Origin of the sequence: Pseudomonas sp. JS425, assembly GCF_018223845.1 — a bacterium.
Classification (GTDB): domain Bacteria; phylum Pseudomonadota; class Gammaproteobacteria; order Pseudomonadales; family Pseudomonadaceae; genus Aquipseudomonas; species Aquipseudomonas asiatica.
Genome location: NZ_CP073661.1, coordinates 365,063 through 386,674, shown reverse-complemented (window position 1 = coordinate 386,674; position 21,612 = coordinate 365,063). Strand labels below are relative to the sequence as shown.

The window sequence follows — 21,612 nt, the reverse complement described above, 5'->3', positions numbered from 1 at the left end:
GCTTCTTCATACGACCCAGAGAGGTCGAACCCCAATAACAATATGCACTGCCGATGGAGAGCCACCATGCACAGCTTGATCCGCCGCAGCCTGTTGACCCTTGCCCTGAGCAGCATCGCCACTTCCCCACTATTCGCCGCCGAGCCCGCGGCTTGCAAGAACGTCCGTCTGGGCGTGGTCAACTGGACCGACGTCATCGCCACCAGCGCCATGGCGCAGGTGCTACTCGATGGCCTTGGCTACCAGACCAAGCAGACCAGCGCTTCACAGCAGATCATCTTCGCCGGCATCCGCGACAAGCGCCTGGACATGTTCCTGGGTTACTGGAACCCAATCATGACCCAGACCATCACACCGTTCGTCGACGCCAAACAGGTCAAGGTGCTCGACAAGCCGAGCCTGGAAGACGCCCGCGCCACCCTGGCGGTGCCCAAGTACCTGGCCGACAAGGGCCTGAAGACCTTTGCCGACATCCACAAGTTCGAGAAGGAACTGGGTGGGAAAATCTACGGCATCGAACCAGGCTCCGGCGCCAATACCCAGATCAAGGCGATGATCGCCAAGAACCAGTTCGGCCTGGGCAAGTTCCAGCTGGTCGAGTCCAGCGAGGCCGGCATGCTCGCCGCCGTCGACCGCGCGGTGCGGCGCAACGAGGCAGTGGTGTTCTTCGGCTGGGCACCGCACCCGATGAACGTGAATATCGACATGGTCTACCTGGGCGACAGCCAGGACGCACTGGGCCCGGACGAAGGCCGCGCGACAGTGTGGACGGTGACCGCGCCGGACTACGCCGAACGCTGCCCCAACGCCCACCGCCTGCTGGCCAACCTGAATTTCAGTGCCGAGGACGAGAGCCGCATGATGCAGCCGCTGCTCGACCACAAGGATGCGCTGGAGTCGGCCCGCCAGTGGCTCAAGGACCACCCCGAGGACAAGGCCCGCTGGCTGGAGGGTGTGACCACCTTCGATGGCAAGCCGGCTGCCGACAACCTAAACCTCACTGCCAACTGATCCGGCCCATTCGCGGGTAAACCCGCTCCCACAAGGCATGCACATGCCAGGGGCAACATCGTCCCCTGTGGGAGCGGGTTTACCCGCGAAAAGGCCACCAGACACCACAAGGAACCCCGCCATGAACCACGACGTCATCATCACCTGCGCCCTCACCGGCGCCGGCGACACCGCCTCGAAAAGCCACCTTGTTCCAGTCACCCCCAAGCAGATCGCCGAGTCTGCCGTAGAGGCCGCCAAAGCCGGCGCCACCGTGGTCCACTGCCACGTGCGCGACCCGCAAACCGGTCGCTTCAGCCGTGACGTGGCGCTGTATCGCGAAGTCATGGAGCGCATCCGCGAAGCCGACGTGGACATCATCGTCAACCTTACCGCGGGCATGGGTGGCGACCTGGAAATCGGCCCGGGTGAAACACCACTGGAGTTCGGCGCGGGTACCGACCTGATCGGCCCACTGGAGCGTCTGGCCCATGTCGAAGCGCTGCTGCCGGAAATCTGCACCCTCGACTGCGGCACTCTCAACTTCGGCGACGGCAACTCGATCTACGTCTCCACCCCGGCACAACTGCGCGCCGGCGCCAAGCGCATTACCGAGCTGGGGGTAAAAGCCGAGCTGGAAATCTTCGACACCGGCCACCTGTGGTTCGCCAAGCAGATGATGAAGGAAGGCCTGCTCGAAGACCCGCTGTTCCAGCTGTGCCTGGGTATCCCGTGGGGCGCTCCGGCCGATACCACCACCATGAAGGCGATGGTCGACAACTTGCCGCCAAACGTCACCTGGGCCGGGTTCGGTATCGGTCGCATGCAGATGCCGATGGCCGCACAGGCGGTGCTGCTGGGCGGCAACGTGCGGGTGGGCCTGGAGGACAACCTTTACCTGGACCGTGGCGTGCTGGCCAGCAACGGCCAGTTGGTCGAGCGCGCGGTGGAAATCATTTCGCGCCTTGGCGCCCGTGTGCTGACCCCGGCCGAAGGCCGGGAAAAGATGAACCTCAAACGCCGCTGACACCTTCAGGAGCTCAACATGACCTTCATCACCGAGATCAAGACCTTCGCCGCGCTGGGTAGTGGCGTGATCGGCAGCGGCTGGGTCGCGCGCGCCCTGGCCCACGGCCTGGACGTGGTCGCCTGGGACCCGGCGCCAGGCGCCGAGCAGGCCTTGCGCAAGCGCATCGCCAACGCCTGGCCGGCATTGGAAAAACAAGGCCTGGCACCAGGAGCATCACAAGACCGCCTGAAGTTCGTCGCCACCATCGAGGAATGTGTCCGCGACGCCGATTTCATCCAGGAAAGCGCCCCTGAGCGCCTGGACCTGAAGCTCGACCTGCACGCAAAGATCAGCGCCGCCGCCAAACCCGACGCGATCATCGGTTCCAGCACCTCGGGCCTGCTGCCCAGCGAGTTCTACGAGTCGGCCACCCACCCCGAGCGCTGCGTGGTCGGCCACCCGTTCAATCCTGTGTACCTGCTGCCGCTGGTGGAAATCGTCGGTGGCAACCGCACCGCCCCCGAAGCCATCGAAGCGGCCCGGACCATCTACACCGCCCTGGGCATGCGCCCGCTACACGTACGCAAGGAAGTGCCCGGGTTCATCGCCGACCGCCTGCTCGAAGCGCTGTGGCGCGAAGCACTGCACTTGGTCAACGACGGCGTGGCCAGTACCGGCGAGATCGACGATGCCATCCGTTTCGGTGCCGGCTTGCGCTGGTCGTTCATGGGCACGTTCCTCACCTACACCCTGGCCGGTGGTGATGCGGGCATGCGTCACTTCATGGCCCAGTTCGGCCCGGCGTTGAAACTGCCCTGGACCTACCTGCCGGCGCCGGAACTCACCGACAAGTTGATCGACGATGTGGTCGAAGGGACATCCGTGCAACTGGCGGATCGCAGCATCGCCGCGCTGGAGCGCTATCGTGATGACACCCTGTTGGCAGTGCTGGAAGCGGTAAAGACCAGCAAGGCCAGCCACGGTATGGCTTTCGGCGACTGAGGAGACCGCGATGCCCGCACTGATCACCTACCGCACCCCGGTCCAGGAGGACTGGGTCGACTACAACGGGCACCTGCGCGATGCCTACTACCTGCTGATCTTCAGCTACGCCACCGACGCGCTGATGGAGCGCATCGGCCTGGATGCCGACAGCCGCGGCCAGAGCGGTAACTCGCTGTTCACCCTGGAGGCGCACATCAACTACCTGCACGAAGTAAAGCTGGGCACCGAGGTATGGGTGCAGACGCAGATCATCGGCTTTGATCGCAAGCGCCTGCATGTCTACCACAGCCTGCACCGGGCAGGGTTCGCCGAAGCGCTGGCGACCAGTGAGCAGATGCTGCTGCATGTGGACCTGGCGGGGCCGAGGTCGGCACCGTTCAGTGAGCGTAGTGTCGAGTTGCTGCAAGGGTTGGTGGATGAGCAGCAGGATGTGCCCCCGGCTGAGTTCGTCGGACGGGTGATGGGTTTGAACACCCGATCCTGAACAAAACTGCGTACCCTGTGAGAGCGGGTTCACCCGCGAATGCGATGGTGAAGCTACCGACGCATTCGCGGGTGAACCCGCTCCCACAGAGGCATGCATGCCTGCAAGTATTGAGCAAGACAGTGAGCCAACAGCGGTGGCGGTGTTGCTCCGGGCAAAAAAATAACCCCGGAAAGCCGTGAGCATCCGGGGCCAAGAGCGAGCAACATCCACTGTACACGAACGAGGGTGACCAAACCCTCCGTTGCGGCAGATGGCTTGAGTTTGCGCACTTCCCGAACACTGGATTTAGCCGTAAACGACCTGTTCTTAGCCAAAGCAGCCATGGCGCCATTCTGTTGTTGCGGGCATGTCGCCGGCGTCACAGAATCGGTCGTAAATCACAGCAGCACTCTCTTAGCGATAAAAGGGACAACAGCCATGATGCATGCGGATTTGATTGACCAGGACGATCTGGCAGGCCACCTGCGCGCGCGCGGGTTCGAGATTCCGGCCGGCGCTACTGCCGAGCAGGCGTGCGAAGCGGTGGTGCGTGGGTTGACCGAGCCCAATGCACGGGCGCTGAAGGGGATGGTGGAGCAGATGTATACTGGTAGTGCGACGATCCTGCCGGCGGTGCGCCAGGCCATCGACAAACAGCTGTTGCCGGCGTTGGCGCAGTTCAACAAGCGCGGCTGATTCGTTTTCCTGTACTGGCCTCTTCGCGGGTAAACCCGCTCCCACAGGTATCGCACCGCTTTTGAATCCGGTGCAGTACCTGTGGGAGCGGGTTTACCCGCGAAGAGGCCAGTGCTGTTTCAGAGCCTTACACTGGCAAAGGTCGACTCGTTGCGCGCCTGGCTCAGGGCCGCCATCGGCCCGCTGTGCGGCGACAGGGTCATGGCCTGCGGGATCGGCATCATCGCCACCTGCTGCGCGGTGTTGGAGCCCACGCGCTCGTCACGCGGCGGAATGCCGAAATACTCGCGGTAGCATTTGGAGAAGTGCGGGGTAGACACGAAGCCGCACACCGACGCCACTTCGATGATCGACATCGGCGTCTGCTTCAGCAGCTGCCGGGCGCGGATCAGGCGCAGCTTCAGGTAGTAACGCGACGGCGAACAGTGCAGGTACTTCTGGAACAGGCGCTCGAGCTGCCGGCGCGATACCGACACGTATACCGCCAGTTCGTCCAGGTCGATCGGCTCTTCGAGGTTGGCCTCCATCAGCGCAACGATTTCCTGCAGCTTCGGCTGGTTGGTGCCAAGCATGTGCTTGAGCGGCACGCGCTGGTGATCCTGCTCGTTGCGGATGCGCTCGTAGACGAACATTTCGGAGATCGCCGCCGACAGTTCACGGCCGTGGTCGCGGCTGATCAGGTGCAGCATCATGTCCAGCGGCGCAGTACCGCCGGAGCTGGTGAAGCGGTTACGGTCGAGGGTGAACAGGCGGGTGCTCATGTTGACGCGCGGGAAAGCCTCTTGCATCGCGGCCAGGCATTCCCAGTGCACACTGCAATCGAAACCATCCAGCAGCCCGGCACAGGCCAAGGCCCAGCTGCCGGTGCATACCGCGCCCAGGCGGCGCGACTGGCGGGCCTGGGTTTGCAACCAGGTGACATGCTCGCGGGTGACACTGCGCTGGATGCCCACGCCGCCGCAAACAATCACGGTATCGATGGGAGGCGCACTGTGCATCGCGGCGTCAGGGGTTATCTGCAAGCCATCGCTGGCCCACACCTGTCCACCATCGGCGGTGAGGGTGTGCCAGCGGTACAGCTCGCGGCCGGACAGCTGGTTGGCCATGCGCAGCGGCTCGACGGCCGACGCCAGGGAAATCAGGGTGAAATTGTCCAATAGGAGAAACCCGATGGACTGGGGGGCTGTGCGGTTCTGGGTTGGGTTCCCGGAGGTGTACGACGTCATCGCGATTTCTCCTCACACAAATGCAGGGGGTGCCTCAGGCGAGCACTGATTTCTTGTTATGTATGGCCCCGGTTTCATGTGTGGGGGCCTTGGTACCAATCTCTACGCAAACGCCGTGCCTGAAGTTGAACGGCCATCCAAAAAAACCTGAAAACGACGCCTTTGTTAGGCAAATCAGGTGCTTTGATCGAGTTGGTCAATCATCGTAGAACGGGCGTGCTAGGCGGTGTGCGTGGAATGGCTGAGCAATTTGGTGACACGCGCAGTGTAGGATGCCCAGAAACGACACTCTTGAGTGTCACCGACAATGCCCGCACTGATTACGACACCCGACGATTGGTATGCGTCGCACTGCACCATAAGGATGCATTGGGGGGGCTGTGCTGCACCTGCGTCAAACTCAAGGGCCTCTTCACGGTTTCACCCGCGAAGAGGCCCTTGAGGTCCGGTCAAGCTATCAGCACTCGATCGCGCTGACCGCCAAACCACCGCGCGAAGTCTCTTTATACTTGTCGTGCATGTCGGCCCCGGTATCGCGCATGGTGCGGATCACCTGGTCGAGGGAAATGAAGTGCTCGCCGTCACCACGCAGGGCCATCTGCACAGCGTTGATGGCCTTGACCGCGGCAATCGCGTTGCGCTCGATGCACGGAACCTGCACCAACCCACCGACCGGGTCGCAGGTCAGGCCCAGGTTGTGCTCCAGGGCGATCTCGGCAGCGTTCTCCACCTGTGGCGGGGTCGCGCCCAGCACTTCGGCAAGCCCCGCCGCTGCCATGGCGCAAGCCGAACCGACTTCCCCTTGGCAACCCACTTCGGCACCAGAGATCGAGGCGTTCTTCTTGCACAGGATGCCCACCGCGGCAGCACCGAGGAAGAAGTCGACCACGCTGGACTCGTCCACCGCATCGCTGAAGCGCATGTAGTAGTGCAACACCGCCGGGATGATGCCCGCCGCACCGTTGGTCGGTGCGGTAACCATACGCCCGCCGGCAGCGTTTTCTTCATTGACCGCCAAGGCGAACAGGTTGACCCACTCCATGGCGCTCATGGTCGAGCCGATCACGTTGGGTTTGCCGATTTCCTGCAGGCTGCGGTGCAGCTTGGCGGCGCGGCGGCGCACGTTCAATCCGCCGGGCAGCGTGCCTTCGTACTTGAGGCCGTTGTTGACGCATTCCTGCATGGCTTCCCAGAGCTTGTGCAGGCCGGCGCGGATCTCTTCCTCGCTGCGCCAGACCTTCTCGTTGGCCATCATCAATTGCGACACGCTGAGGTCGTTTTGCTTGCACAGGCGCAGCAGTTCGGCAGCGCTATTGAAATCGTAAGGCAGCACCGTCTGGTCAGCATCCAGCACGCCGCTGGCGGCCTGGGCGGCATCGACCACGAAGCCGCCACCCACCGAGTAGTAGGTGTCGCGGTGCAGCTCGCCCTGTTCGCCTTCGGCAACCAGGGTCATGGCGTTGGGGTGGTACGGCAAATTCTCGTCCAGCAACAGCATGTCGCGGGCCCAGACGAATTCGATGGGCAGGCGGCTGTCCAGCTGCAGGGTGTTGGTTTCGCGCAGGTCGGCTATACGCGGCACGATCTGGGTCGGGTCGATGGCGTCAGGCCATTCACCCATCAAGCCCATGATGATGGCATTGTCGGTGCCGTGCCCCACACCTGTGGCCGACAGCGAGCCATACAGGCGCACTTCGATCCGCTTCACACGTTCCAGCTCGCCGCGTTCGCGCAGGCCCTGGACGAACAGGGCGCCAGCACGCATGGGGCCTACGGTGTGGGAGCTGGAGGGCCCGACACCGATCTTGAACAGGTCGAACACGCTGATGGCCATTGTCGAATCACCTCTTGCTGGGCTTGTCTCTGCGCGCCATGCGCAGGGCGGGGCAACTGCTAGGCTGAAGCAGCGGGCCGCCTTGAATGCACGCATCATCGGGCTTTTACCAACCCCCTCGCCGTCTGCAACCGACGTACTTTTGTCCAGCAGCGCCGCGCTGTTTTCAACCGGGGAGCTGCCCTTGCCACGCCGCTTTACGGCGGCCTGGTGACGTAAAAATGCGGCTGAGGGGGTGGAAAAATCCATAAACGACATCGCCCATACTGGATACGACCCGTTCCGTACTGGTTACGACCCCACCAGTAGGCGATTGCCCGGCGCTGGAGGATTATCGAAAGCGACTCGTAAAGCACGGCCACGCATCCTGCCCTCTGCAGGCCTGGTCGACCGGACCCTGAGAAAGCCCGGCGACCCACGCGAACCCGAAGACAAAATCACAGGAGTCCATCCATGAAAGGTTCACCCTCGCTGTTGCTGGTTGCGTTGCTGTCCGCGCCTTTGCTGGCCCAGGCCGCCGAACCCGAGCAATGCCAGACGGTACGGTTCTCGGATGTCGGCTGGACCGACATCACGGTCACTACCGCGACCACCAGCGTTGTGCTCGAAGCACTGGGTTACAAGACCCACACCACCATGATCTCGGTACCGGTGACCTACAAGTCGCTGGCCACCGGCAAGGACCTGGACGTGTTTCTCGGCAACTGGATGCCGACCATGGAGAACGACATCAAGCAGTATCGCGACGCCGGCACCGTGGAAACCGTGCGCGCCAACCTGGAAAACGCCAAGTACACCCTGGCCGTGCCCCAGGCGCTGTATGACAAGGGCCTGAAGGATTTCAGCGACATTCCCAAGTTCAAGCAGGAACTGGACGGCAAGATCTACGGCATCGAGCCCGGCAACGATGGCAACCGCACCATCCAGAGCATGATCGACAAGAACGCCTTCGGCCTGAAGGACGCCGGATTCAAGATCGTTCAGTCCAGCGAGGCCGGCATGCTGTCGCAGGTCGACCGCGCGCAGAAACGCGGCGAGGCCATCGTGTTCCTCGGCTGGGAACCGCACCCGATGAACACCCGCTTCAAGATGCAGTACCTGACCGGCGGAGACGAATTCTTCGGCCCCGACTTCGGCAAGGCGACCGTATTGACCAACACCCGCAAGGGCTATGTGCAGGAGTGCAGCAACGTTGGCCAGCTGTTGAAGAACCTGTCGTTCGAGCTCAAGGATGAAAGCACCATGATGGGCTATGTCCTGGACGACAAGATGAAACCCGAGGCGGCTGCCAAGAAGTGGCTCAAGGACAACCCTGGCAAACTGGATGCCTGGCTGGCCGGCGTAACCACCGTGGATGGCAAACCCGGCCTTGAGGCGGCCAAGGCCAAGCTGACGCAATAACGAAATACGCAATAGCGCTACCTCGGGGCAGGACCGTGCCTGCCCCGGGTTGAGTTCAATCTATGCAGGTGGAAGCTCGCTATCATGCTTATCGATCAGAAAATACCCCTGGGCCAGTACATCGCGTCGTTCGTCGAGTGGCTGACCCAGAACGGCGCGAATTACTTCGACGCCATCGCGCAAGGCCTGGAGTTCATGATCCATGGCGTAACCAGTGCCCTGACTTTCTTCAATCCGTTCGTGCTCATCGCTCTGTTCGCCGCCCTGGCGCATTTCATCCAGCGCAAGTGGGCGCTGACCGCATTCGTCGCCCTGTCGTTCCTGCTGATCCTCAACCTGGGTTACTGGCAGGAAACCATGGAAACCCTGGCGCAGGTCACCTTCGCCACGGTGGTTTGCGTGGCCATCGGCGTGCCACTGGGCATCGTCGCCGCGCACAAACCGATGTTCTATACCGCCATGCGCCCGGTACTCGACCTGATGCAGACGGTACCTACCTTCGTCTACCTGATCCCCACCCTGACCCTGTTCGGCCTGGGTGTGGTGCCGGGGCTGATCTCGACAGTGGTGTTTGCCATCGCCGCGCCGATCCGTCTCACGTATCTGGGCATCTGCGACGTCCCGCAGGAGCTGATGGATGCCGGCAAGGCATTTGGCTGCTCACGGCGCCAGCTGCTCACCCGTATCGAACTGCCGCACGCGATGCCAAGCATCGCCGCCGGCGTTACCCAGTGCATCATGCTGTCGCTATCGATGGTGGTGATCGCCGCCCTGGTCGGCGCTGACGGCCTGGGCAAACCTGTGGTCAACGCACTGAACACCGCCGATATTTCCCTGGGCTTCGAAGCGGGCCTGGCGATCGTGCTGCTGGCGATCATGCTCGACCGTATCTGCAAGCAACCGGACCTGCCGGTAAGGGGTGAAGCATGAGCATCATTCGTTTCGAAGACGTCGACGTCATCTTCTCCAACAAGCCGCGCGAAGCGCTGGCGCTGCTCGACCAAGGCCAGACCCGCGAGCAGATTCTCAAGCAGACCGGCCTGGTGGTGGGTGTCGAGAAGGCCAACCTGGATATCCAGAAGGGCGAGATCTGCGTGCTGATGGGCCTGTCCGGCTCGGGCAAGTCGAGTTTGCTGCGCTGCATCAACGGCCTCAACACCGTCAGCCGCGGCAAGCTGTTCGTCGAGCACGAAGGCAAGCACATCGATATTGCCCACTGCACCCCGGCCGAACTGAAGATGATGCGCACCAAGCGCATTGCCATGGTGTTCCAGAAATTCGCCCTGATGCCCTGGCTGACGGTGCGCGAGAACATCAGCTTTGGCCTGGAAATGCAGGGCCGCCCCGAGAAGGAACGGCGCAAGCTGGTAGACGAGAAGCTCGAACTGGTGGGCCTGACCCAGTGGCGCAACAAGAAGCCGGACGAACTGTCTGGCGGCATGCAGCAGCGTGTGGGCCTGGCCCGGGCGCTGGCGATGGATGCCGACATCCTGCTGATGGACGAACCGTTCTCGGCACTGGACCCGCTGATCCGCCAAGGGCTGCAGGACGAGTTGCTTGGCCTGCAGGCCAAGCTGAGCAAGACCATCGTGTTCGTCAGCCACGACCTGGACGAGGCACTGAAACTGGGTAGCCGCATCGCCATCATGAAGGACGGGCGGATCATTCAGTACAGCAAGCCGGAAGAGATCGTGCTCAACCCGGCCGACGAGTATGTGCGTACCTTTGTTGCCCATACCAACCCACTGAACGTGCTGTGCGGGCGCAGCCTGATGCGCAGCCTGGACAACTGCAAGCGGGTGAACGGTTCGGTGTGCCTAGACCCCGGCATCGACTCGTGGCTGGACCTTGGCGAAGGCGGCTCGATCAAGCGCGCACGCCAGGGGCAGAACGGGCTTGACCTGCAAAACTGGGCACCAGGGCAGGATGTGGAGCTGCTGGGCCGCCGCCCAACGTTGGTAAATGCCGATATCGGCATGCGCGAGGCGCTGCAGATTCGTTATCAGACCGGCAACAAGCTGGTGTTGCAGGATAACGACAAGGTGGTGGGGATACTTGGGGATACCGAGCTTTATCACGCATTGCTCGGCAAGAACCACGGCTGATGCCATTGGGGCCGCTTTGCGGCCCTTTCGCGACACAAGGCCGCTCCTACAGGGGAACGCATATCCCTGTAGGAGCGGCCTTGTGTCGCGAGAGGGCAAAGCCCTCCCAACAATGGGTCAGCGAACGACGATCCCACGCGAAGCCATGTAGGCCTTGGCTTCCGGCACCGTGTACTCACCAAAGTGGAAGATACTGGCAGCCAGCACCGCACTGGCATGCCCTTCCAGAATGCCGTCAGCCAAGTGCTGCAGGTTACCCACACCGCCCGAGGCAATCACCGGAATACCCAGCGCATCACTGATCGCACGGGTAACACCCAGGTCGAAGCCGTTCTTCATGCCGTCCTGATCCATGCTGGTCAGCAGGATCTCGCCAGCACCCAGGCCTTCCATCTTCTTCGCCCATTCAACGGCATCCAGCCCGGTCGGCTTGCGCCCGCCGTGGGTGAAGATTTCCCAGCGTGGTTCTTCGCCCGGCCCGGACACCTTCTTGGCATCAATGGCGACAACGATGCACTGCGAACCGAAACGGTCCGCTGCCTCGCCGACGAACTCTGGGTTGAACACCGCGGCCGTGTTGATCGAGACCTTGTCGGCACCGGCATTGAGCAGGTTGCGGATGTCCTGCACGGTGCGCACGCCACCGCCCACGGTCAGCGGGATGAACACCTGGCTGGCCATGCGCTCGACGGTATGCAGGGTAGTGTCGCGGCCGTCGACGCTGGCAGTGATGTCGAGGAAGGTGATTTCGTCGGCACCTTGCTCGTCGTAGCGACGGGCGATTTCCACCGGGTCGCCGGCATCACGGATGTTCTCGAACTTGACGCCCTTGACCACCCGGCCGTTGTCCACGTCCAGGCAAGGGATGATGCGCTTGGCCAGTGCCATGGTTCAGTCCTCAGCCTTGGTAGTTGTCGCAGAAGGCCTGGGCCTCGGCGACATCGAGGGTGCCTTCGTAGATGGCACGGCCGGTGATGGCGCCGATGATGCCCGGGGCCTTGGCGTCCAGCAGGGCCTTGATGTCGCCCAGATTGTGGATGCCGCCCGAGGCGATCACCGGGATCGAGGTAGCTTCTGCCAGCGCCTTGGTGAACGGCACGTTGCAGCCCTGCATCATGCCGTCCTTGGCGATGTCGGTGTAGACGATCGCCGAGACGCCATCGGCCTCGAAACGCTTGGCCAGGTCGATGACCTGCACCGAGCTCACTTCAGCCCAGCCGTCGGTGGCGACGAAGCCGTCCTTGGCGTCCAGGCCAACGATGACCTTGCCCGGGAAGGCCTTGCACGCTTCGGCGACGAACTCCGGCTGCTTGACCGCCTTGGTGCCGATGATCACGTAGCTGACGCCAGCCTTGACGTAGTGCTCGATGGTTTCCAGCGAGCGGATGCCACCACCGATCTGGATCGGCAGGGTCGGGTAGCGCTTGGCAATGGCGGTGACCACTTCACCGTTGACCGGCTGGCCTTCGAAGGCGCCGTTGAGGTCGACCAGGTGCAGGCGGCGGCAGCCACCCTCGACCCACTTGGCGGCCATGCTCACAGGGTCGTCGGAAAATACCGTGGAGTCTTCCATGCGGCCCTGGCGCAGGCGCACGCAGGCACCGTCCTTCAGATCGATAGCGGGGATAATCAGCATCTTGGGAACCTGTCTGTTCTTGGGGTTTCAGGGCTTCTCGAGCGCCCACAGATCGCTTTCGATGCTCTCGAACCGCTCCTTGAGGTGCAGCTGAACATCGGCAATCGCCCTGTTGTAGTAAAGGGGTGCAATTTCTTTGCTGAACAGTTCGAGGACTTCGGCCACTTCGAACGACCCCAGCTCCAGCTCGAAACGGTCTTCGAGGAAGCGCTTGAGCGTGTGCAGCGCTTCGCGCTCCTGCTCGGGGGCCAGGGTGATGACCGGGGCCTTGGTCTTCGACCTGCTCATTTACCAGCGCCCGTCCCAGGCGACGAAGTTCTGCAGCAGCTGCAGGCCATGGGTATGGCTCTTCTCCGGGTGGAACTGCACGGCAAAGCGCGAGCCATCGGCCAGTGCAGCGGCGAAATCGACACCGTAATGGCCGCGACCGACCACCTGGGCCGGCTTGCCTGCATTGATGTAATAGCTATGCACGAAGTAGAACCGCGCACGGTCGGGGATGTCGTGCCACAGCGGGTGGTCGTTGGTCTGGCCGACTTCGTTCCAGCCCATGTGCGGCACCTTCAGGTGCTCGCCGTCTTCCTGCAGGTCTTTGCCGAAGAAGCGAACCTGGCCGGGGAACAGGCCGATACAGTCGACACCGTCGTTTTCTTCGCTGTGGTCGAGCAGTGCCTGCATACCCACGCAGATGCCGAGGAACGGGCGGTCCTGGCTGACTTCACGCACCAGGCTGTCGAAGCCCAGGCGGCGGATTTCTGCCATACAGTCGCGAATCGCGCCCACGCCCGGGAATACCACGCGGTCGGCTTCGCGGATGACCGTGGCATCACTGGTGACCAGCACCTTGCCGGCACCTACATGCTCGAGCGCCTTGGCCACCGAATGCAGGTTCCCCATGCCATAGTCGATTACGGCTACCGTCTGCATTTACAGGCACCCTTTGGTGGAAGGCATCTGCCCGGCCATGCGCTCGTCGAGGGTAATGGCCATGCGCAGGGCGCGGCCGAAAGCCTTGAACACGGTCTCGATCTGGTGGTGGGTGTTGTGGCCACGCAGGTTGTCGATGTGCAGGGTCACCAGGGCGTGGTTGACGAAGCCCTGGAAGAACTCCTGGAACAGGTCGACATCGAAGCCACCGACGCTGGCGCGGGTGTACGGCACATGCATCTGCAGGCCCGGGCGACCGGAGAAGTCGATGACCACGCGCGACAGCGCTTCGTCCAGCGGCACATAGGCGTGGCCGTAGCGGAAGATGCCCTTCTTGTCACCGATGGCCTGGGCAAATGCCATGCCCAAGGTGATGCCGACGTCTTCGACGGTATGGTGATCGTCGATATGCGTGTCACCCTTGCACTCGATATCCAGATCGATCAGCCCATGGCGGGCAATCTGGTCCAGCATGTGTTCAAGGAAAGGCACACCGATATCGAATCGGGCCTTGCCACTGCCATCGAGGTTGATCGAGCACTTGACCTGGGTTTCCAGGGTATTGCGCTCGACGGAAGCCTTACGTTCGACCATCACCAGCTCCGCAAAATCATTAGGCGAAAAGGGCTTCATTATAGGCCTAGAACGCGCCGGCTTGAAACGCGGATGACATATGGCAAAACGAGGAATTACGCAGGCTGGATACCGTTACAGGTCTATACAACCGCATGGCTTGGGGCTGCTTTGCAGCCCATCGCGACACAAGGCCGCTCCTACAGGGGTCGCCTGTAGGAGCGGCCTTGTGTCGCGATGGGGCGCAAAGCGCCCCCAATCAATGGAACAGCACAGCCGTCTTCTGCAAGGTAATCCAAACGCCCCAGGCCAACGGCACGACCACCACAGCCCAGGCCAGCAGTACCAGCGGCAGGCTACCCGGCGCCGCCTTCCACTCCAGCGAGCGCGCCCCGTCGGCGCCCTTGTCATGGCTCAAAGCCCGCTCGGCAGCCAGTTCGGCATCGCTCATGAAGTGCTTGTCGGCCACCGGTCGTACCAGCATGTTGCAGACAAAGCCCAGCACCAGCAGGCCGGCGAGGATGTACAGGGTCATGTCATAAGCAGCCGCACGCTCCACCCCGGCCGCCAATTGGTACTCGCGCAGGTAGGTGATAAGCACCGGCCCCAGCACCCCCGCCGCCGCCCAGGCAGTCAGCAGGCGGCCATGAATTGCGCCGACCATCTGCGTACCGAAGAGGTCGGCCAGGTAGGCCGGTACCGTGGCAAAACCACCACCGTACATCGACAGGATGATGCAGAACGCCGCCACGAACAGCGCCACGTTACCCAGGTGCCCCATGTTCGGCACCAGGCTGTACAAGCCCACGCCCAAGGCAAAGAAGGCGAAATAGGTGTTCTTGCGGCCAATGTAGTCCGAGAACGACGCCCAGAAGAACCGCCCGCCGATGTTGAACAGGCTCAGCAGGCCGGTGAAGCCGGCGGCGATCGCGGCAATCTGCGCCAACTGGGCGCTGTTCAGCTCGCTGAAGCTCAGCCCGTTGCCCAGCAGCTTGCCGGCGAACACTTCCTGCAGCAACGGCGAAGCCATGCCGAGGATGCCGATACCCGCCGACACGTTCAGGCACAGCACCAGCCAGATCAGCGCGAACTGCGGGGTCTTCCAGGCCACGCTGACGTGAACGTGGCGGTCGGTGACCATGGTGTTGCCAGCTTTCTTCACTGGGGCGCTCCAGCCTTCGGGCTTCCAGCCGGTTGGCGGTACGCGATACGCCAGGGCACCAGCGGTCATGAACACGAAGTAGATCGCCGCCATGACGACGAAGCTCTGCCACACGCCCACTTCTTGCGCATTGCCGAAATGGCCCATCAGCGCGGTGGCCAGCGGAGCACCGACCATGGCCCCGCCACCGAAGCCCATGATCGCCATGCCGGTGGCCATGCCGCGCTTGTCCGGGAACCACTTGATCAGGGTCGACACCGGCGAGATGTAGCCCAGGCCCAGGCCGATACCCCCAATTACGCCGGAACCCAGCCACATCAGCCACAACTGATGGGTTTTCACGCCAATCGCCGAAATCAGCATGCCACCGCACCAGCACAGCGCCGACACCAGGCCGGCCTTGCGCGGGCCGGCGTGTTCCAGCCAACCACCCAGCACGGCCGCCGAGCAACCGAGGAAGACGAAGAAGAGGGTGTAGATCCAGCTCAGCATGGAAATCGGCCAATCGCATTCGGCGCTGAACATGCGGGCCATGAAGCCCATGTCCGCCGCGCAGGCGACCGGGGCGGTGATGCCTAGGGCTTGCGACAGCGGCAGCCAGAACACCGAGAAGCCATAGGCCATGCCGATGCACAGATGGATGGCAAGGGCGGCCGGTGGGACCAGCCAGCGGTTGAAGCCCGGACGGGCGATGATGCGCTCCTTCGACAGGAAGCTTGGCGCACTGGCCAAGGTCCCCGCCGCGACGGTACTGCTCATGGATCAGATCCTTCTTATAGGGAGGGTGCAGGCAAAGCGGCGCAAGGGTAGCAGCATCAAGTAGCGTGAAAGCAATCTGATATCGTTAATTTTTGCTCGGCTGAAACGGTCATGTTGCCTATACCGGCGATAGGGCCAGTACAGGCCACACATTCGGAACTGACAAAATCATGGCTGTCGAAAGCCGTACCATCTGTTGTACGCGTAGGAAATGCCCCGTATCTCTAGTCGAATACGCAGGGGTAACCACTGCGGCGCTATACTCTGGCGCTTGAATTTCAAAAACGGACTACAAGGACTCGCCCATGAAAGCGTTCGGCAAAATCCTGGGACTTGGGCTTCTCGGGTTGCTGCTGATCATCGTGGCGCTGGGCTTCGCCCTGACCCACCTCTTCGATCCCAACGACTACAAAGACGAGATTCGCCAGCTGGCACGTGACAAGGCTCACGTCGAGCTGACCCTCAACGGTGACATTGGCTGGAGCCTGTTCCCGTGGCTGGGCCTGGAGTTGCACGATGCGAGCATCGCCACCTTGAACAAACCCAAGGAGCCGTTCGCCGACCTGCAGATGCTGGGGCTTTCTGTACGTGTGCTGCCACTGCTGCGCCGCGAAGTGCAGATGAGCGACGTGCGCGTCGAGGGCCTGAACCTGACCCTGGCCCGTGACGAACAGGGCCATGGCAACTGGGAAGACATCGGTAAACCGCTGCCCGCGCAGAACGGCGCCAGTGCCGATGGGCAGGCCAGTGCTCCAGCCCAGGCACCGGCCGAACAGGCGTCGGCACCGGTCGCCAGCAACGAACGCGCCGTCAAGCTTGACATCGACAGCCTGACCGTGAACAACGCCCGCGTACAGTACACCGATGCCAAGACCGGCCAGAGCTACAGCGCCGAAAGCATCCAGCTGAGCACCGGCCCAGTCCACGAAGGGGCGAACATTCCGCTCAAGGCCAGCGCCTTCCTCAGCGCCAGCCAGCCGAACATCAAGGCCCGCACCGAACTGGCCGGCGAGCTGCGCTTCGACCGCAAGCTCAAGCGCTACAACTTCGAAGACATGCGCCTGTCGGGCGAAACCTCGGGTGAGCCCACCGGCGGCAAGACCGTGACCTTCGCCGCCCAAGGCCAATTGCTGGTCGACCTGGCCGCCAATGTCGCCTCGTGGAACGGCCTGAAAGTCTCGGCCAACCAGCTGCGCGCCCTGGGCGAGCTGAACCTGCGAGACCTGGACAAGGCACCGCAGCTGAGCGGCGGCCTGTCCATCGCCCAGTTCGACCTGCGCACCTTCCTCGACAGCATCGGCCGCCCGCTGCCGGCCACCAACGACCCGGCGGCCTTCGCCAAGCTGGAACTGGTCACCCGCCTGCAGGGCACGCCGAACAGCCTGGCCCTGGAAGACCTGGCGGTGAAGCTGGACGACAGCACCTTCACTGGCCGCGTGGCCGTCGAAGACTTCGCCAAACAGGCCCTGCGCCTGCAGCTCAAGGGCGACACCTTCAACGCCGACCGCTACCTGCCGGCCAAGAGTGAAGAGGCCAAGGGCGCCACCGCCGCGCGTCAGGCCGAGGTCAAGCAACAGGAAACCACTGCGGTCGCCGGCCCTGGCACCACGCCGCTCCCCAATGCCCCGACCCAGGTCGCCTGGAGCGACGACAAGCTGCTGCCGGTCGATCGCCTGCGCGCCCTCGACCTACAGGCCGACCTGGCCTTCGGCTCGCTGACCCTGGACAAACTGCCGATCGAAGACGCCCAGCTCAAGGCCATCGGCCAGGGCGGCCTGCTGACCCTGCAAACCCTGCGCGGTGAACTGTACAACGGCACCTTCGAGGCCAAGGGCACCGTCGACGTGCGCCCTGCCGTGCCGCAACTGGGCGTCAACACCAGCATCCAGCGGGTGCCGGTCGAACACTTCATCAAGACCGAGGGCAAGGAACAGACGCCACCGGTCAAAGGCCTGCTAACCCTGACCAGCGACCTGACCGCCACCGGCAACAGCCAGAAGACCCTGGTCGACACCCTCAACGGCAACGCCAACTTCGTCATCAACGATGGCGTGCTGGTCAATGCCAACTTGGAACAGCAACTGTGCAAGGCCATCGCCACGCTGAACCGCAAGTCGCTCAGCGGCGAGCCGCGTGGCAAGGACACCCCGTTCCAGGAACTGCGTGGCAGCCTGGTAGTACGCAATGGCGTTGCCAGCAACCCGGACCTCAAGGCACGAATTCCGGGCCTTACCGTCAATGGCCATGGTGACCTCGACCTGCGTGTACTGGGCATGGACTACAACGTTGGCGTGGTCGTCGAAGGCGACCAGCGCGCCATGCCGGACCCGGCCTGCCAGGTCAACGAACGGTATGTCGGTGTCGAAATACCGCTGCGTTGCCGCGGCCCGCTGGAGCTGGGCGCCAAAGCCTGCCGCCTGGACCAGGACGGCCTGGGCAAGGTTGCCGCCAAGGTGGCCGGCAACCGTCTGCAAGACAAGATCGATGAAAAACTCGGAGACAAAGTGAGCCCAGAATTGAAAGACGCGCTCAAGGGGCTGTTCAAGCGATGAGCCCCGAGCAGTTCTCCAGCGCTGTGCTGGATTGGTATGACGAACACGGTCGGCACGACCTGCCCTGGCAACAGGGCATCAACCCGTACCGGGTGTGGGTGTCGGAAATCATGTTGCAGCAGACCCAGGTCAGCACCGTGCTCAACTACTTCGACCGCTTCATGCAGGCCCTGCCGACCGTGCAGGCCCTGGCCGAAGCGCCGGAGGACGAGGTGCTGCACCTGTGGACGGGCCTGGGCTACTACACCCGGGCACGCAACCTGCAAAAGGCCGCGAAGATCGTGGTCGAACAGCATGGCGGCGAATTCCCGCGCAGTGTCGAGCAGCTCACCGAGCTGCCTGGCATCGGCCGCTCCACCGCCGGCGCCATCGCCAGTATCAGCATGGGCATCCGCGCACCGATCCTCGACGGCAACGTCAAGCGCGTGCTGGCCCGCTACACCGCCCAGGCCGGCTACCCCGGCGAACCCAAGGTGGCCAACCAGCTGTGGGCCACGGCCGAACGCTTTACCCCACAGCAGCGCGCCAACCACTACACCCAGGCGATGATGGACATGGGTGCCACGCTGTGCACCCGCAGCAAGCCCAGCTGCCTGATCTGCCCGCTGCAGCGCGGCTGCGAAGCGCACCTGCACGGTGAAGAAACCCGCTACCCCGAGCCCAAGCCGCGCAAGGCACTGCCGCAGCGCCGCACGCTGATGCCGCTGCTGGCCAACCACGAAGGCGCCATCCTGCTTTACCGCCGTCCGTCCAGCGGCCTATGGGGTGGTTTGTGGAGCCTGCCGGAACTGGACGACATTGCCCAACTCGACGACCTGGCCTACCAGCACGGCCTGCGCCTGGCTGACAGCCGCGCCATGGACGGCCTGACCCATACCTTCAGCCACTTCCAGCTGGCGATCGAGCCCTGGCTGGTGCGCGTCGACCCGGTCGGCCAGCACGTGGCCGAGGCCGACTGGCTCTGGTATAACCTCGCCACCCCGCCGCGCCTGGGCCTCGCCGCCCCGGTGAAAAAGCTGCTCAAACGCGCGGCCGACGAACTGATTGCAGGAGACGCCCGATGACCCGCACCGTGATGTGCCGCAAGTACAAAGAAGAACTGCCAGGCCTGGAGCGCCCGCCCTACCCCGGCGCCAAGGGCCAGGACATCTTCGAACACATCTCGCAGAAAGCCTGGGCTGACTGGCAGAAGCACCAGACCATGCTGATCAACGAAAAGCGCCTGAACATGATGAACGCCGAGGACCGCAAATTCCTCCAGGGCGAGATGGACAAGTTTTTCGCCGGCGAAGAATACGCCCAGGCGGAAGGCTACGTTCCACCCTCGGAATGACCCCACGGAACGTAAGCGACGGAATTAATTTAAAATTTTTTCAAAAAGTCGTTGACGAGCGGTCTGAAAGTCTATTTAATTCACCTCGTCGCCCAGATAGCTCAGTCGGTAGAGCAGAGGATTGAAAATCCTCGTGTCGGCGGTTCGACTCCGTCTCTGGGCACCACCTTCAAGCTTCTGGTGGTTGCAAAGTTACCCGAAGCGACAACAAGAAACCCGCCTAGTGCGGGTTTTTTGTTGTCTGTGAATTTTCATAATCCAACAGCTTCAATCCTCAAATCCCCTCACGTCTCATTGATAGACATCAAATAGCTATCACTCGCTCACCTTCACAATCGAAGACGGACATCCGACTCGACCCGCAAGGACCTCCATGAGCGAAGAATCCCCCCTCCTGCTCCCCGCCCCCAGCGAGCCCGCCATCACCCCAGCCCGCACGCGTCGCCCACGCCAGCGCAAGCCGGAGCCGACGATCACCAGCATCAGCCAGCAACCTGCTGCACTGGAAGTCGCCACCGCCCCCAAGGGCAGCAACGAAGACAGCACTTCGGCCCGCTTGCCCACCAGCTACCCGTACCGCACCCGCATGCGTCGCCAGGACTACGAGAAGGCCAAGCATGCGCTGCAGATCGAGTTGCTGAAGGTACAGAGCTGGGTGAAGGAAACCGGCCAGCGCGTGGTGATCCTGTTCGAAGGGCGCGATGCCGCAGGCAAGGGCGGCACCATCAAGCGGTTCATGGAGCACCTCAACCCACGCGGCGCGCGCATCGTGGCCCTGGAAAAGCCTTCCGAGCAGGAAAAAGGACAGTGGTACTTCCAGCGCTACATCCAGCATCTGCCCACGGCAGGTGAAATGGTGTTCTTCGACCGCTCCTGGTACAACCGCGCCGGCGTCGAGAAGGTGATGGATTTCTGCTCGCCACTGCAGTACCTGGAGTTCATGCGCCAGGCGCCGGAGCTGGAGCGCATGCTGTGCAACAGCGGCATCCTGTTGTTCAAGTACTGGTTCTCGGTGAACCGCGAAGAGCAGCTGCGCCGCTTCATCTCGCGCCGGGACGACCCGCTCAAACACTGGAAGCTGTCCCCCATCGACATCAAGTCGCTGGACAAGTGGGAGGACTACACCGCAGCCAAGGAGGCGATGTTCTTCCATACCGACACGGCCGATGCACCTTGGACGGTGATCAAGTCCGATGACAAGAAGCGTGCGCGGATCAATTGCATCCGGCACTTCCTGCATTCGCTGGACTACCCGGGCAAGGACCGCAGCGTGGCGCATGCGCCGGATGCGCTACTGGTCGGGCGAGCGTCCCGCGGCTTCGAGGAAGATGAGGCAGAGCCGCAGGCCTGTTGAATCGGCGTGCCTGCTGCGCTTCAATACGCGCAATTTCCGCCCCACCAAGGATTCACCATGGCCACCCCAACCAAGCAACAGAAACGCGCCAAGCGCGCCGCCAGCAAGGCCAAGCAGAACCGCATGGTACGCAGCGGCCAGGCGGTCAAGGCCAGTGCTGGCGACAGCGCCAGCATCGAGCAGGTGTACAACAAGGCCATGGAGTCGGGCAGCTACGACCCGCTATTCAAGAAGATGAAGGAAGCCCAGGAAGGCGGCCTGGTACCGATGATTTCGGTGTTCCTGGTAGATCCGCTGCTGGCCCTTGTGCTCAAGGGACACAAGGAAGAACACGCCACCGATTACATCGTGCTGGTGTTCAACGCCTACCGCAAATGGCTGGATGGGGCCGACGAAGAAGCCACCATGGCCTGGCTGGAGAGCGATGAGTTCCAGGCCGCCTACGTGGCGGCTTCGGAGCTGGTTGCCAAGCAGCAACAGCAGCAGAAGCAATTTGGCTGACAGGGCTGTGTAGCCTGACCGGGCCCTATCGCCGGCAAGCCGCCTCCTTACAGGTACACCCCAGGCCCAAAGGCAATGCCGTC

At 62.6% G+C, this 21,612-nt stretch carries 21 protein-coding genes and 1 tRNA gene; 14 read left to right on the top strand and 8 right to left on the bottom strand.

Annotated elements, in window-relative coordinates:
* Positions 1-66: 66 nt before the first annotated feature.
* The 5 genes from choX to KDB76_RS01695 all read left to right on the top strand — a co-directional run bounded on the left by choX (position 67) and on the right by KDB76_RS01695 (position 4,166).
* Complete coding sequence (gene choX / locus KDB76_RS01715; protein WP_013970502.1) at positions 67-1,011, top strand: choline ABC transporter substrate-binding protein; 945 nt, start codon at positions 67-69, stop codon at positions 1,009-1,011.
* 121 nt (positions 1,012-1,132) lie between these two features.
* Positions 1,133-2,017: a 3-keto-5-aminohexanoate cleavage protein gene (locus tag KDB76_RS01710; protein ID WP_024088001.1), complete on the top strand. Its 885-nt coding sequence runs from the start codon at positions 1,133-1,135 to the stop codon at positions 2,015-2,017.
* An 18-nt stretch (positions 2,018-2,035) separates the two neighbouring features.
* The gene (locus tag KDB76_RS01705) at positions 2,036-3,001 is read left to right on the top strand and encodes an L-carnitine dehydrogenase (RefSeq protein ID WP_013970500.1); all 966 of its coding nucleotides are present in this window, start codon (positions 2,036-2,038) and stop codon (positions 2,999-3,001) included.
* Between the two features lie 10 nt (positions 3,002-3,011).
* Entirely contained in the window at positions 3,012-3,488 is a 477-nt protein-coding gene (locus KDB76_RS01700) for a thioesterase family protein (RefSeq protein WP_013970499.1), read from the top strand.
* A gap of 420 nt (positions 3,489-3,908) precedes the next feature.
* Positions 3,909-4,166: a hypothetical protein gene (locus tag KDB76_RS01695; RefSeq protein WP_003257487.1), complete on the top strand. Its 258-nt coding sequence runs from the start codon at positions 3,909-3,911 to the stop codon at positions 4,164-4,166.
* Between the two features lie 119 nt (positions 4,167-4,285).
* Here the strand turns inward: KDB76_RS01695 and KDB76_RS01690 are convergent, their stop codons facing one another.
* Positions 4,286-5,392: a GlxA family transcriptional regulator gene (locus KDB76_RS01690; RefSeq protein WP_015268639.1), complete on the bottom strand. Its 1,107-nt coding sequence runs from the start codon at positions 5,390-5,392 to the stop codon at positions 4,286-4,288.
* A gap of 457 nt (positions 5,393-5,849) precedes the next feature.
* Positions 5,850-7,226 carry an L-serine ammonia-lyase gene (locus KDB76_RS01685; protein ID WP_013970497.1) on the bottom strand — a complete coding sequence of 459 codons (1,377 nt, stop codon included), beginning with the start codon at positions 7,224-7,226 and terminating at the stop codon, positions 5,850-5,852.
* Between the two features lie 453 nt (positions 7,227-7,679).
* Between KDB76_RS01685 and KDB76_RS01680 the strand changes: the two genes are divergently transcribed.
* The 3 genes from KDB76_RS01680 to choV all read left to right on the top strand — a co-directional run bounded on the left by KDB76_RS01680 (position 7,680) and on the right by choV (position 10,732).
* The gene (locus tag KDB76_RS01680) at positions 7,680-8,627 is read left to right on the top strand and encodes a choline ABC transporter substrate-binding protein (RefSeq protein WP_003257486.1); all 948 of its coding nucleotides are present in this window, start codon (positions 7,680-7,682) and stop codon (positions 8,625-8,627) included.
* Between the two features lie 81 nt (positions 8,628-8,708).
* Positions 8,709-9,557 (top strand): choline ABC transporter permease subunit, encoded by an 849-nt coding sequence (gene choW / locus KDB76_RS01675; protein ID WP_169774667.1) that lies wholly within the window; start codon positions 8,709-8,711, stop codon positions 9,555-9,557.
* Entirely contained in the window at positions 9,554-10,732 is a 1,179-nt protein-coding gene (choV, locus tag KDB76_RS01670; RefSeq protein WP_003257485.1) for a choline ABC transporter ATP-binding protein, read from the top strand. The genes choW and choV overlap by 4 nt, the downstream gene beginning before the upstream one ends.
* 117 nt (positions 10,733-10,849) lie before the next feature.
* Here choV and hisF read toward each other — a convergent pair whose 3' ends face one another.
* The 6 genes from hisF to KDB76_RS01640 all read right to left on the bottom strand — a co-directional run bounded on the left by hisF (position 10,850) and on the right by KDB76_RS01640 (position 15,789).
* On the bottom strand, positions 10,850-11,620 hold the full coding sequence (hisF, locus tag KDB76_RS01665) for an imidazole glycerol phosphate synthase subunit HisF (protein ID WP_013970495.1): 771 nt from the start codon (positions 11,618-11,620) through the stop codon (positions 10,850-10,852).
* A gap of 10 nt (positions 11,621-11,630) precedes the next feature.
* Positions 11,631-12,368 carry a 1-(5-phosphoribosyl)-5-[(5-phosphoribosylamino)methylideneamino]imidazole-4-carboxamide isomerase gene (hisA, locus tag KDB76_RS01660; protein WP_003257484.1) on the bottom strand — a complete coding sequence of 246 codons (738 nt, stop codon included), beginning with the start codon at positions 12,366-12,368 and terminating at the stop codon, positions 11,631-11,633.
* Between the two features lie 27 nt (positions 12,369-12,395).
* The gene (locus KDB76_RS01655) at positions 12,396-12,656 is read right to left on the bottom strand and encodes a DUF2164 domain-containing protein (protein WP_003257483.1); all 261 of its coding nucleotides are present in this window, start codon (positions 12,654-12,656) and stop codon (positions 12,396-12,398) included.
* The gene (gene hisH, locus KDB76_RS01650; protein WP_013970493.1) at positions 12,657-13,295 is read right to left on the bottom strand and encodes an imidazole glycerol phosphate synthase subunit HisH; all 639 of its coding nucleotides are present in this window, start codon (positions 13,293-13,295) and stop codon (positions 12,657-12,659) included. It lies immediately after the preceding gene.
* Positions 13,296-13,889 (bottom strand): imidazoleglycerol-phosphate dehydratase HisB, encoded by a 594-nt coding sequence (gene hisB, locus KDB76_RS01645; RefSeq protein ID WP_003255736.1) that lies wholly within the window; start codon positions 13,887-13,889, stop codon positions 13,296-13,298.
* Between the two features lie 238 nt (positions 13,890-14,127).
* The gene (locus tag KDB76_RS01640) at positions 14,128-15,789 is read right to left on the bottom strand and encodes an OFA family MFS transporter (protein ID WP_013970492.1); all 1,662 of its coding nucleotides are present in this window, start codon (positions 15,787-15,789) and stop codon (positions 14,128-14,130) included.
* A 305-nt stretch (positions 15,790-16,094) separates the two neighbouring features.
* On the opposite strand from KDB76_RS01640, the gene KDB76_RS01635 reads away from it, so the two are divergent.
* The 6 genes from KDB76_RS01635 to KDB76_RS01610 all read left to right on the top strand — a co-directional run bounded on the left by KDB76_RS01635 (position 16,095) and on the right by KDB76_RS01610 (position 21,529).
* Positions 16,095-18,341 (top strand): AsmA family protein, encoded by a 2,247-nt coding sequence (locus KDB76_RS01635; RefSeq protein ID WP_023661917.1) that lies wholly within the window; start codon positions 16,095-16,097, stop codon positions 18,339-18,341.
* Positions 18,338-19,405 (top strand): A/G-specific adenine glycosylase, encoded by a 1,068-nt coding sequence (gene mutY, locus KDB76_RS01630; protein ID WP_013970490.1) that lies wholly within the window; start codon positions 18,338-18,340, stop codon positions 19,403-19,405. Before KDB76_RS01635 ends, mutY begins: the two co-directional genes overlap by 4 nt.
* Entirely contained in the window at positions 19,402-19,674 is a 273-nt protein-coding gene (locus KDB76_RS01625; RefSeq protein WP_003257478.1) for an oxidative damage protection protein, read from the top strand. The genes mutY and KDB76_RS01625 overlap by 4 nt, the downstream gene beginning before the upstream one ends.
* A 90-nt stretch (positions 19,675-19,764) precedes the next feature.
* A tRNA-Phe gene (locus KDB76_RS01620) sits at positions 19,765-19,840 on the top strand.
* A gap of 207 nt (positions 19,841-20,047) precedes the next feature.
* Positions 20,048-21,028 carry a polyphosphate kinase 2 gene (ppk2, locus tag KDB76_RS01615; RefSeq protein WP_013970489.1) on the top strand — a complete coding sequence of 327 codons (981 nt, stop codon included), beginning with the start codon at positions 20,048-20,050 and terminating at the stop codon, positions 21,026-21,028.
* A gap of 57 nt (positions 21,029-21,085) precedes the next feature.
* A complete protein-coding gene (locus KDB76_RS01610; protein WP_013970488.1) occupies positions 21,086-21,529 on the top strand; it encodes a hypothetical protein in 444 nt (147 codons plus the stop codon).
* Positions 21,530-21,612 lie beyond the last annotated feature (83 nt).

Bases quoted from the DNA above. Each gene is read 5' to 3' on its own strand.
- choX (WP_013970502.1), top strand. From the start codon at position 67: ATGCACAGCTTGATCCGCCGCAGCCTGTTGACCCTTGCCCTGAGCAGC.
- KDB76_RS01710 (WP_024088001.1), top strand. From the start codon at position 1,133: ATGAACCACGACGTCATCATCACCTGCGCCCTCACCGGCGCCGGCGAC.
- KDB76_RS01705 (WP_013970500.1), top strand. From the start codon at position 2,036: ATGACCTTCATCACCGAGATCAAGACCTTCGCCGCGCTGGGTAGTGGC.
- KDB76_RS01700 (WP_013970499.1), top strand. From the start codon at position 3,012: ATGCCCGCACTGATCACCTACCGCACCCCGGTCCAGGAGGACTGGGTC.
- KDB76_RS01695 (WP_003257487.1), top strand. From the start codon at position 3,909: ATGATGCATGCGGATTTGATTGACCAGGACGATCTGGCAGGCCACCTG.
- KDB76_RS01690 (WP_015268639.1), bottom strand. From the start codon at position 5,392: ATGACGTCGTACACCTCCGGGAACCCAACCCAGAACCGCACAGCCCCC.
- KDB76_RS01685 (WP_013970497.1), bottom strand. From the start codon at position 7,226: ATGGCCATCAGCGTGTTCGACCTGTTCAAGATCGGTGTCGGGCCCTCC.
- KDB76_RS01680 (WP_003257486.1), top strand. From the start codon at position 7,680: ATGAAAGGTTCACCCTCGCTGTTGCTGGTTGCGTTGCTGTCCGCGCCT.
- choV (WP_003257485.1), top strand. From the start codon at position 9,554: ATGAGCATCATTCGTTTCGAAGACGTCGACGTCATCTTCTCCAACAAG.
- hisF (WP_013970495.1), bottom strand. From the start codon at position 11,620: ATGGCACTGGCCAAGCGCATCATCCCTTGCCTGGACGTGGACAACGGC.
- hisA (WP_003257484.1), bottom strand. From the start codon at position 12,368: ATGCTGATTATCCCCGCTATCGATCTGAAGGACGGTGCCTGCGTGCGC.
- KDB76_RS01655 (WP_003257483.1), bottom strand. From the start codon at position 12,656: ATGAGCAGGTCGAAGACCAAGGCCCCGGTCATCACCCTGGCCCCCGAG.
- hisH (WP_013970493.1), bottom strand. From the start codon at position 13,295: ATGCAGACGGTAGCCGTAATCGACTATGGCATGGGGAACCTGCATTCG.
- hisB (WP_003255736.1), bottom strand. From the start codon at position 13,889: ATGGTCGAACGTAAGGCTTCCGTCGAGCGCAATACCCTGGAAACCCAG.
- KDB76_RS01640 (WP_013970492.1), bottom strand. From the start codon at position 15,789: ATGAGCAGTACCGTCGCGGCGGGGACCTTGGCCAGTGCGCCAAGCTTC.
- KDB76_RS01635 (WP_023661917.1), top strand. From the start codon at position 16,095: ATGAAAGCGTTCGGCAAAATCCTGGGACTTGGGCTTCTCGGGTTGCTG.
- mutY (WP_013970490.1), top strand. From the start codon at position 18,338: ATGAGCCCCGAGCAGTTCTCCAGCGCTGTGCTGGATTGGTATGACGAA.
- KDB76_RS01625 (WP_003257478.1), top strand. From the start codon at position 19,402: ATGACCCGCACCGTGATGTGCCGCAAGTACAAAGAAGAACTGCCAGGC.
- ppk2 (WP_013970489.1), top strand. From the start codon at position 20,048: ATGAGCGAAGAATCCCCCCTCCTGCTCCCCGCCCCCAGCGAGCCCGCC.
- KDB76_RS01610 (WP_013970488.1), top strand. From the start codon at position 21,086: ATGGCCACCCCAACCAAGCAACAGAAACGCGCCAAGCGCGCCGCCAGC.